This is a genomic window from Streptomyces sp. SID3343, from assembly GCF_009865215.1.
Lineage (GTDB): Bacteria > Actinomycetota > Actinomycetes > Streptomycetales > Streptomycetaceae > Embleya.
In genome coordinates this window covers 1-10,918 of sequence record NZ_WWJX01000992.1, presented here as the reverse complement: position 1 = coordinate 10,918, position 10,918 = coordinate 1, and the positions used below count along the sequence as shown (strand labels likewise).

Here is a 10,918-nt window from a genome sequence, read left to right as displayed (position 1 = left end):
GGCTGCCGCCGTGCGGTGGCGGGGGCGGCGGCATCGGGGCGCCGCCGTACGGGGTGTGGCCGGCCACCGGTAGGACGCCCTGGGGCTGCTGAGGGTGTTGCGGCGGGGGCGGCGCCGGGAGGGTTCCTTGGCCCTGGCCCTGGGCGTATTGCGGCAGGACCGCGGTGGGGGCCGCCGGTTCGTGGGGTACGGGGCGGGCCGGAGGCGGCTGCTGTGCGGGTGCGGGTGCGGGCCGTGGGGCTTGCGGCTGCTGCGGCGCCGGCGCCGAGGGCTCGTCGTCGACGCTGATGCCGTAGTCCGTCGCGAGACCGGCCAGGCCGCTCGCGTAACCCTGACCGACGGCCCGGAACTTCCACTGGTCGGCGCGTCGATAGATCTCGCCGAACACGAACGCGGTTTCCGAGGTCGCGCCGACGATCGGGAAGTTCAGCAGTTCCGCGCCGCCGTTCGCGTCGTACAGGCGCAACACCAGGCCCGGTACCGCGCCGATCGTGCCACCGTCCGCGGACGCCGCCACCAGCACGTGCTGTACCTCCGGGCCGAGCGCGCCCACGTCCACCCGGACGCCGTCGGTGCAGCGGTCCGGCGCGGTGTTCTTGCCCTCGTGTACCACCGTCCCGGACGGATGCCGGGGCTGGTTGTAGAAGACGAAGTCGTCGTCGTTGCGGACTTTGTTGTCCGCGCCGAGCAGGAGGGCCGAGGCGTCCATGTCCGGAACACCGGCTCCCGGCCGCCATTCGAGGACCACGCGCACGGACCGGGCAGGGAGGGCCGTATTCGCTCCCTTGGACATCACCTGGGTCATGGGCCCATCCTGCCGTCCCGGCAGTGCCCGACTCAACGCGGGTCGTGATGGGTCGCGACCGTGACGATTGTGTGAACACATGGTCCTATAACCGGATCGTACCTCTCCGATTTTGCTTTTCGGTTACCGTGGTCGTGGCTTGCCGGAGGCTCACCGGCATGGCGCGATTGCGCCTACGAAGCACAAAGGCCGTGCCCGGGCGCCCGCCCCGACGCGCCTTTTCTGCCATCACCGACGGTCGAGGGGGAACAGATCACGATGCGGCATTTCGCCTACCTGGACGACTCGGTGCGCGATCATCTCTTTCATCGCCCGCCGGAGTCGTTCGAGCGCGACAGCGCCCCCGAGGTGCTCGCCGCAGCGCTCGGCGCGACCCTGTACAGCCCGGCGACCCGCGGCACGCTCGCCGCCGACATCGTCAGGCAGGGCGCCCGCGGCGTGACCTCGATGGTGTTGTGCCTGGAGGACGCGATCGACGATCGCGACGTCGTTGCCGCCGAGCAGAACCTGGTCGAACAACTTTCGAGCTATGCGCGTTCCGGTGCACCGGGACCCCTTCTGTTCGTCCGGGTGCGTCACCCCGAGCAGATCACCGACCTCACCGAGCGGCTCGGCGACGCACTGGAGGTGCTGTCCGGGTTCGTCCTGCCCAAATTCGAGCCCGACAGCGGTGCGCGCTACTTCAAGGCGCTGGACGAGGCGATCGAGTTCTCCGGCCGCCGGCTCTTTGCGATGCCCGTACTCGAATCGCCGTCGATCGCCTACCTCGAACACCGCCGCGGCGTGCTCGCGGAGTTGTCCGAGGTGGTCGCCGGGCATCGGTCCAAGGTTCTCGCGCTGCGGATCGGGGCCACCGATTTTCAGTCGGCGTACGCGCTGCGCCGCTCGCGGGACCTGACCGCCTACGACGTACACCTCGTGGCCGGCCTGATCGGTGACATCGTCAACGTCTTCGGTCGCGCGGACGGCACGGGATACGTGATCAGCGGCCCGGTGTGGGAGTACTTCCCGCAGGGCGAACGACTGTTCAAGCCCCAGTTGCGCCGCACCCCGTTCGCCGAGGCCGAGGACCCCGACGAGGCGGTCGAACTGCGGACCCGGCTGATCTCCGCCGACTTGGACGGGTTGATCCGCGAACTCGAACTCGACAAGGCCAACGGGCTGCTTGGCAAGACCGCGATCCACCCGAGCCACGTCGCGGTCATTCACGCGATGTCCGTGGTCACGCACGAGGAGTACAGCGACGCCACCGACATCCTCGCGGAGAGCGCCGCGGGCGGCGGAGTGCTGCGCTCGGCCTACACGAACAAGATGAACGAGGTGAAACCGCATCGGGCCTGGGCCCAGGCGGTGCTGCGCCGGGCGAGGGCCTTCGGGGTCGCCCGTGAGGAGGTCACGTTCGTGGACCTGCTCGCGGCGAGCGTCTCGGGGTGACGGCGATCGTGCGGCCGCCACGGCGGAGCGAACGGGGTGCGATTTCGATGAGGTATTCGATGAGGTATAGGTATCCACGAAAGCGGGTCAGTGCGTGACGGAGCATCAGACACACACCTGGTCGGGGAGTTGGGTCGCGCAGCGGCTCGACGTCGCGCTCGCGGGGGACGGGCTCGACCGGTTGGTCGGGCTCGCACTGCGAGTGAACCCGCGCCGGGCGCATTTGCTGGTGTCCACGGTGCTCGGCAAGCACGTACCGCAATTGCCGCAGGTCGTGCACGACGCGGGCCGAGAACTCGGTGCGCGCGTCGCGGCCACCTTGCGAGGCGAGCCGACGCCGGTCGTGGTGGGCTACGCGGAGACCGCGACGGGCCTCGGACACTGCGTGGCCGAGGCGCTGCCGGGAGCGGCGTACGTGCACTCCACTCGACGGCCGATCGCGGGGGTCGTGCCGTTCGGTGGGTTCGAGGAGGAGCACTCGCACGCGACGTCGCACCTGATCCTGCCCGCCGACCCCGAACTGCTCACGGGGGACGGGCCGCTCGTGCTCGTGGACGACGAACTCTCCACGGGCCGGACCGTGTTGAACACCATCGCGGAATTGCACAAGGTCGCGCCGCGGGCGCACTACGTGATCGCGGCGCTGATCGACGTGCGCGGGCCCGACGACCGGACGGTGATGGACGCGTTCGCGGTCGAACTCGGGGCGCGCGTGGACGTCGTGGCGCTCGCGGCCGGCACGGTCGAACTGCCGGCGGACGTGCTCGCGCGCGGCGCGGCGCTGGTGGCCGACTACTCGGCGGCCGATGCCCGACCGGGTTCCGCCGGAGTGGTGCGCACCCTGGACCTCGCGTGGCCCGAGGGGCTGCCCGACGGTGGGCGGCACGGCTTCACGCAGGCCGACCAGGACACGCTGGAGCGTGCGTTGCCGGAACTTGGGGCGGCGCTCGCGGAGCAGGTCGCGGGGCGGCGGATCCTGGTGCTCGGCTTCGAGGAGCTGATGTACGCGCCGCTGCGGCTGGCACGCGCGCTGGCCGAGCACACCGCGGACGACGTCGAGGTGCGTTATTCGACCACGACGCGCTCGCCCGTGCTCGCGGTGGACGATCCCGGCTACGCGATCCGAACCCGCCTGGAGTTCGCGTCGCACGACGACCCGGCGGACGGTCCCGGGCGGCGCTACGCGTACAACGTGGCCGAGGGGATCGACCCCGGACGACGTTTCGACGAGGTGCTGATCGTCGTCGACTCGGTCGCCGACACCCCTGAACTACGGGCATCGGGTGGGTTGTTGGATGTCTTGTCTCGGGTCACCGACCGTGTCGGGCTGATTGTGCTGCCTTCCTTCGTGCCCGCCGGCGTGCCGGCCGGTGTGCCTGCGGTCGTGCCTGGTGTGGCGCCGGTGGTCGCTGCTGCGGTCGTGCCTGGCGTGGGGCCGGCTGTGGGGCCGGTCATTGGACCGGCCGGTGGGCCGGGCGTCGGGCCGGGCGTTGCGCCTGCGGTCCTGTCGCCCGGCGAGTCTTCTTCCGTTCCTTCCTTCGCCTCGTCCGGCGTTGCCGAATCCGTCTCCGAGGTGCGGTCATGAATCAGTCGAGTGGTGCCGGCGGTCTCGCCGTTCACGACACGGGCAAGCTTCCGGACCCGCTGTACGGTCCGGCCTTCTCGTCCTATTCGGCCGAAGAGGTCGCTTGGCTCCTCAAGGACCTGTCGGCGGTCGAGCTCGAAGCGCCCCTGGAGGAGCGCGAGGAGGCGATCCAGCACGAAGGCGCGCACTACGCCGAGTCGTTGCCGATCGAGTATCAGCCCTCGCCCGAGTATCAGGCGCTGTTCCACGCCGCGCTCGAGACGTCGGCGGATCGGATCGCGCACGCGGTCGGAGTGGTCACCGACACGCTCGTCGCCGAGCGCGGCAAGGACATCGTGTTGGTCTCGCTCGCGCGGGCGGGTACCCCTGTCGGCGTGCTGATGCGCCGCTGGGCACAGCGTGCGCACGGGTTGACGCTGCCGCACTTCGCGGTGTCGATCGTGCGCGGGCGCGGGATCGACACGACCGCGTTGCGGTGGCTCGGGCGCGAGTTCGACCCGTCGCGGATCGTGTTCGTGGACGGGTGGACGGGCAAGGGCGCGATCACGCGTGAGCTGTCCGACGCGCTCGACCTGACCGCCGAGACGACGGGCATGCGCTTCGATCCCGAGTTGGCGGTGCTCGCGGACCCCGGTTCGTGTGTCCGTACGTACGGCACACGCGACGACTTCCTGATCCCGTCCGCGTGCCTGAACTCGACGGTCTCGGGCCTGGTTTCGCGCACCGTGCTGCGGGACGACCTGATCGGCCCGGACGAGTTCCACGGTGCGAAGTTCTACGCCGAGTTGGCCGGGTCCGACGTGTCGGGGCTGTTCCTGGACACGGTGGCCGGACGGTTCGACGCGGTGGCCGAGGACGTCGCGCGCGATCAGCCCGTACTCGCCGCGAGCGACCGCAGCCCCACGTGGGAGGGCCGGCGCGCGGTCGAGCGGATCGGTGCCGAGTACGACATCGACAACATCAACCTGATCAAGCCGGGCGTGGGCGAGACCACCCGGGTGCTGTTGCGCCGGGTGCCGTGGCAGATTCTCGCGCGCAAGGGAGTCGGTGCCGAACTCGACCACGTGCGCATGCTCGCCGAGCAGCGCGGGGTTGCGGTGAACGAGATCGACGATCTGCCGTACTCCTGTGTGGGTCTGGTCAAGCCGGGCTTTCGCCGGGAAGGGAACGACGCGTGAGCGTTCTGGTGGCCAGCGACCTCGACCGGACGCTCATCTACTCCGAGGCGGCGTCGCGCCTGGGGCTGGGGCCGGACGACCCGACGCCGGACCTGGTCTGCGTGGAGGAGTACGAGGGCGCGCCGATGTCGTTCGTCACACCCCGCGCGGCCCGGCTGCTCGCCGAGTTGGCCGAGCGGACGACGTTCGTACCGACCACCACGCGTACGCGGGAGCAGTACGGGCGGATCCGACTGCCCGGTCCGCTACCGGAGTTCGCGATCTGCGCGAATGGTGGGCACCTGCTCGTGGCCGGGGAGAGCGACCCGGATTGGCACGAGGGGGTGCGCAAGACGTTGGCCGTGCACGCGGCGCCGCTCGCCGAGGTGGTTGCGCACCTTAAGGTGGTCGCGCTTCCCGCGTGGACGCACAAACTCCGGGTCGCGGAAGACCTGTTCACCTACTTGGTGGTCGAACGCGCCGCGTTGCCGCCGGGGTTCGTGCCCGAGCTGACCGCATGGGCGGCCGAACGCGGCTACGGCACGTCGTTGCAGGGGCGGAAGTTGTACCTGGTGCCGGACGCGCTCACCAAGGGCGAGGCCGTGCGCGAGGTGGCGCGGCGATGTGGCGCCGAGTCGGTGCTCGCGGCGGGCGATTCGCTGTTGGACATCGAGCTGTTGCGGGCCGCCGACGCGGGGATTCGGCCCGGGCACGGGGAGTTGGCCGAGTCGGGTTGGAGCGCTCCGCACGTCGAGGCGATCACGACCGAGGGTGTGCAGGCGGGGGAGCGGATCGCCGGGTGGTTGGTCGAGCGGAGTCGGTTGCCGGTGGGTTGATGTTGGGGCTTGGCGGCTTGGCGGCTTGGCGGCTTTGCGGCTCGGCGGCGTTGCGGTCTCGCGGCTCTGCGGCTCTGCGGCTCTGCGGCTTTGTGGCCTTGTGCGCCGTGGGCCGGTGTGGGCGGGCGTGGTTGGCGGGTGGTCGCGGTCGGCCCGGCCGAGCGGTCGGCGGGCGCTTTGCGTGGCCCGGAAAGCGGACATCCGCACCGCGAGCAGGATGCGGTGCGGATGTCCGCCCGGGGTGCCGGGACGTCCGGGCGGGTCGGCCGTCAGACGCAGGCGCCCCGGACCGTCAGGAGTTCGGCGCGGGCCTGGATCTGCTCGCCGCCCTCCACGTCGAAGGTCAGCTCGAAGCCGTCGCGTGCGGCGCGTACCCGGGTCAGTGCGACCTCGGTGAATCGGTCGAGCGCTCCGCACAGCTGGTGGGTGACGACGTGCCCGGTCGTGGACAGGCCCAGCACCGTCCCGTCACCGAGGGTCACGAGGTCGCAGCCGCGGTTGCCGGTCGCGGCCTGTGCGTCGGTCACCCGCAGCGGACCACGGCCGAGCGAGTGCAACCACGTCACCGCCTGGCGGTGCAGGTCCGCGCGCTCTTCCTCGTAGGCGGTGACCATCATGCGATGCATGTCGGTCACGTCGTTGATGTGCAGCGGCAGGACCGAGGCCGTCCTCGGCGCCCGGCGCAGCGCGCGGAGGGTGGGCAGCGCGAGAACGACAAGGAACACGAACAAGAGCAACAAGAGCACGGGCATGCGCAACTTCCCGGTGTCGGCATCGTGGTCGACGGCGCGATACACGGGTCATGCGTCCCATGAATCGGGATCAAGGTCCCGATGTCGGCCTGTCCATCGACTTTAAACCTCAAATATGGCGAACGTGACCGAAGGGAGGAATTCTTTACCCGACTGGTCGAGGAGAGTGGCCGAGTCACTACCGTGAGTTGTTGGTTCCGGGTGACAATGGCGGATTGTCGCTGCTCGGGGTCGATTGTCGACTCCGCGTTGTTGCGTAGTACGCGTCGGTGAATGGTCCGAGTCGGTGAGTAGTCCGAGTCGGTGTGAAGTCGGCGTCTGGTCAAGCGGTGTGAAGTCGGCGTCTGGTGAAAGCGACGTCGAGGGAAGTCGGTGCCTGGTGGAGTCGACGCCTGGTGAAGCCCGCGCCTCGTGGAGTGGGCGCCTCGTGGAGCGGGCGGTCTGGTGAAGTCGGCGCCGAGGTGACACGCGGTGAAGTCGGTGTCGAGGTGACGCGCGTCAGCGCGTGCCGGGGCCGGCCCGGTCCTCGCGGATGATCTGTACGGTCTCGGTGACCTCGGCGCGGATCGCGCGAGTCTCGCTCAGGAACCGCCACCAGTCGGGGCGGTGCTTCTCCGGCTCCCCCGCGATCGCCTCCAGGCGGTAGACGAGCGCGTCCAGCCGTTGCGCGTAGCGCTCCTCGGCGTTGGCCCGACCGCCCAGCGCCAAGCGTTGCGCGTCGCGCAGCGCGAACCGAGTGCGTTCGAGTTCGGCCTCGGGATCGCGCGCGACCTCTTCGAGCCCGGTCAGTCGATCGTGCACGGACGCCATCGCCTCGTCGGCGCCTTTGAGCGTGGCCCGTGCGGTCGCCAGCCGGCTCACCGCGTCGGCGTACTCCCCGCGACCGGCCGCGCCACCGGCCTCCTCCAAGCGCGCTTGGGCGATGCCGAGGGCCTGGCGGACCTTCGCCGGGACCTGCTCCAGGTCGGTCCAGCACGACTGTGCGTAGCCGGTGCGCAGGCGGTGCAGGGCGGGTTCGACGGTTGCCAGGCGGGATTCGAGAGCCTGGGTGCGGGTGCGCAGCGAGGACAGCCGATTGGTGACCTCTTCGCGTTGTTTGGGCAGCCGTTCGGCCTCGGCGCGCAGTTCGGCGGCGGCGGACTCGATGCGCGCGGCGACGTCGAGCGTGCCGGGGATGCCGAGGGCGGCGGGGCCGCGGTCCAACTCGGTGAGGTCGGTACGGATCTCGGCCAGGCGCGTGGTGAGCGTGGCGGCGCCCAGGCCGGCCCGTTCGGTGTCGGCGACGGCCTGCGCGGCGGCTGCGGCGGCCCGGCGGGCCCGGTCCACGGCGGGCGGCAGTTGCGCGAGGGCCTGTTCGGCCTGCGCCAGGATCGGGCCCAGCGAGGTACCGAAGCGGTCCAATTCCTCGCGTACGGCGTCGAGCTTGCGCGCGGTGTCGTCGAGTTCGCGGCGCGCGTCCTCGTACTCCTGCGTCTCCAGTTCGTTGTCCAGCGGGTGACGGTCCATCAGTCCGATGTACGCGGCGCTGGCTTCGTCGATGTGCAGGCTCACCGCGGCGAAGCTGCGGAGCGCGTCCTCGGTACCGCGTGCGCCGCGCACGGCCCGGACCGTTTCGAGGGAGAGCATCATGTCGCGCTGCGCGGTGTCGAGCCGTAGGAACGCCTCCGAGGCGCCGTCGCGCGCGGCCAGGGCTGCCGTGCGCGCGGCCTCCTTGCGGCGTCGCCACGGGCGGGTCTCGCCGCCGGCGAACGCGGTCGGCGCGAGGGCCAGGAGCAGTGGGGCGAGGGTGAGCGAGAGCGCGAGTCGTGAGACCGGTGAGGACGGCCGTGACGACGACGGCTTGGGGGACTGCGGGGGCGATGGCGGCTTGACGGGCGACGTGGGGGACGTCGTGAGGGGCGGCGGTGCGAGGGGCGTTGTGAGTGACGGTGCGAGGAGCGCCGTGGGGGACGGTGTGAGGGACGTCGTGAGGGAGGGCCTGAGTGACGTCGTGAGGGACGTCGTGCAAGACGTCGCCCGGGTTGACGCGAGGAGTGTGCGGGACGACGCGAGGAGTGTGCGGGACGACGTGAGGTAGGTGAGCGAGGACCGGATCGACGATGTGATCGACGAGGTAAGCGACAAGGGGACAGCGACCCCCGGGGACCGTCGAGCGGATCCGACCACCACGCCTGCTCCCGTCACCGTGTGAAACGCGTGCTCTCCATCCTGCCCATCCTCCCAGGCGCAGTCTGCGGAAGGTCCACCAACTCCTCTCGTGTCCGGCGGGTCGACTTCGAGTCGGGGTCGTGAGGGGCAGCTTGGGTGGGGTGGGCGCGGTTTGTGGTTGGTGGGGCGGGAGGGGCTCCTACCCGCACCGTCCGTTGTGTGTTGCCCCTGGGCTGCGGGTTCACAGCGCTGAGTGTCGGGGGTGGCGAGGCCCGGTCTGGTGGCCGGCGAGGGTGGCTTGGGCGCGGTGTGGGTTGTGGGTGGTGGGTTGGGCGCGGTGCGGTGTGGGTGGTGGGTGGCGGGTTGGGTGCGGTGGGTGTCCGCCCCGGACCACCCGTGGCTGCGGGTTTCGGTGCTCGGGTGGGGTGGGTGCCTCGCGCGTGTCGGGTGGCGCTAGGTTTCCTTATTGCGAGTTGTTTGCAATTGCGTTTGATGTGTATCAGCGGCAAGGGTCGAGGGCGAAGCGTGCGATGTGTAACCGTTCCCGCGAGGGTCGTGAGTCTCCTGGGGGCCTTCGGGCTGGTCTTGGCGGTGGCGGGTTGCTCGTCGTCCGCGCCGTCGTCGGGAGGGGCGCAGTCGCACGACGGGATCGTGATCGGGGTCGGCCAGGAGCCGGACTCGCTCAGCCCGATCCTCGGCTACAGCAAGGACGGCGCGTCCAAGATCTTCGACGGCCTGCTCGCACACGACCGGGACCTGAAGCTGCTCCCGGCGCTCGCGCGTGAGTTGCCCGAGGTCTCGGCCGACGGGCTGACGTACACGTTCCATCTGCGCGACGGCGTGAACTTCTCCGACGGCAAGCCGCTGACCTCCGCCGACGTGGCGTTCACGTACCGCACGATCCTCGACCCGAGTGTGGACACCACCGTGCGCAGCGACCTCGCGGCGCTCGACCGGGTCGACGCGCCGGATCCGCGGACCGTCGTGTTCACGCTCAAGTACCCGTACGCGCCGTTCCCGCAGCGGACGACGCTCGGCATCGTGCCGGAGCACGTGCTCGGCGGGGTCAAGGGCGCGGCGCTGACCACCGACGGGTTCAACCGGAACCCGATCGGCAGCGGCCCGTACACCGTGGACACGTGGCGCTCCGGCGAGAAACTCGTACTCAAGGCCAACCCGACGTATTGGGGCGGTGCTCCCGCGATCAAGCAGGTCACGTTCGCCTTCATCCTCGACGACAACACCCGGGCCACCCGGATAGCGGCGGGCGATCTGGACGCGGCGGCACTGCCGCCGAAGTTGGCCGAGCGGTTCAAGAACGACAAGGCGCGCACGACGTACAAGGAGAACACCGCCGACTACCGCGGCGTGATGCTCCCGACCGGCAACCCCGTCACTGGCGACCTCGCGATCCGCAAGGCCCTCGACCTCGCGGTGGACCGGGACGCGATGGTGCGCGGCATCCTGAACGGGGACGGTGAGCCGGCGTTCGGTCCGGTCGCGCCGTCGAGCCCGCTGTACGCACGCGAACTCGCCCACCCCGCCGACCCCGCGGCCGCCGCCGCACTGCTCGACGACGCGGGCTGGACGAAGGGCGACGGCGGCATCCGGGCCAAGGACGGGAAGAGCGCGAAGTTCACGCTGCTGTACCCGTCGGGTGACGCGCTGCGCAAGGATCTCGCGCTCGCGTACGTGTCGGACGCCAAGAAGCTGGGCATCGACATCTCGCTCGAAGGTCTCACGTGGGACGCGATCGAGCCGCGGATGAAGGCCGACGCGCTGTTGATGGGCCAAGGTGCCCCCTACGACCCGGACTTCGTTTCCTACGAGACGTTCCACTCGTCGCTCGCGGGTCAGGCGTTCAACAACCCCGGCTACTACCGGAACGCCAAGGTCGACGGCTTGCTGGACGAGGGTCGCAAGACTCGCGACGACGCGCGGCGCGCGCAGGTGTACGGCGACCTGCAGCGGGAGTTGGCCTCCGACCCGGCGTGGACGTTCCTGACCTACCTCAAGCACGTCTATGTCGTGGACAACGACTGGTCCGGGATCGGTGGGCAGGTCGAGCCGCACCCGCACGATCTGGTCGGACCGTGGTGGAACATCGAGAAGTGGGTGCCTGTCGTGGAGGCGTCCGCCGGTACGTCGTGAGCATCGGTTCGGGCGGCGCGTCGGGGTCGACGGGCTCGGGTTCGGGTGGC

6 protein-coding genes and 2 pseudogenes are annotated in these 10,918 nt (G+C 70.3%); 5 read left to right on the top strand and 3 right to left on the bottom strand.

The genetic code is table 11. The features are described from left to right. On the bottom strand, window positions 1-805 hold an 805-nt coding region (locus GT354_RS31110; protein ID WP_237535644.1), incomplete at its 3' end, for a TerD family protein. Between the two features lie 258 nt (window positions 806-1,063). Here GT354_RS31110 and GT354_RS31105 point away from each other — a divergent pair. From GT354_RS31105 to GT354_RS31090, 4 genes and pseudogenes are all read left to right on the top strand, one after another. Further along, a complete protein-coding gene (locus GT354_RS31105) occupies window positions 1,064-2,239 on the top strand; it encodes an HpcH/HpaI aldolase/citrate lyase family protein (RefSeq protein ID WP_161359713.1) in 1,176 nt (391 codons plus the stop codon). A gap of 94 nt (window positions 2,240-2,333) precedes the next feature. Then, window positions 2,334-3,596, top strand: a pseudogene (locus tag GT354_RS31100) (phosphoribosyltransferase family protein); the annotation flags it as partial. 275 nt (window positions 3,597-3,871) lie between these two features. Continuing rightward, window positions 3,872-5,002, top strand: a pseudogene (locus GT354_RS31095) (cysteine protease StiP family protein); the annotation flags it as partial. After that, complete coding sequence (locus GT354_RS31090) at window positions 4,999-5,817, top strand: HAD family hydrolase (protein WP_161359711.1); 819 nt, start codon at window positions 4,999-5,001, stop codon at window positions 5,815-5,817. The pseudogene GT354_RS31095 and the gene GT354_RS31090, both read left to right, overlap by 4 nt. 269 nt (window positions 5,818-6,086) lie before the next feature. Here the strand turns inward: GT354_RS31090 and GT354_RS31085 are convergent, their stop codons facing one another. Together GT354_RS31085 and GT354_RS31080 are read right to left on the bottom strand one after the other, a co-directional pair. Next, window positions 6,087-6,614, bottom strand: coding sequence for a hypothetical protein (locus GT354_RS31085; RefSeq protein WP_161359710.1), 528 nt, complete (start codon window positions 6,612-6,614; stop codon window positions 6,087-6,089). A 453-nt stretch (window positions 6,615-7,067) separates the two neighbouring features. Then, window positions 7,068-8,693, bottom strand: a complete 1,626-nt coding sequence (locus GT354_RS31080; protein WP_161359709.1) for a hypothetical protein — start codon at window positions 8,691-8,693, stop codon at window positions 7,068-7,070. A 579-nt stretch (window positions 8,694-9,272) separates the two neighbouring features. Here GT354_RS31080 and GT354_RS31075 point away from each other — a divergent pair. Next, entirely contained in the window at window positions 9,273-10,868 is a 1,596-nt protein-coding gene (locus tag GT354_RS31075) for an ABC transporter substrate-binding protein (protein ID WP_346012259.1), read from the top strand. The last annotated feature ends 50 nt before the right edge of the window (window positions 10,869-10,918 follow it).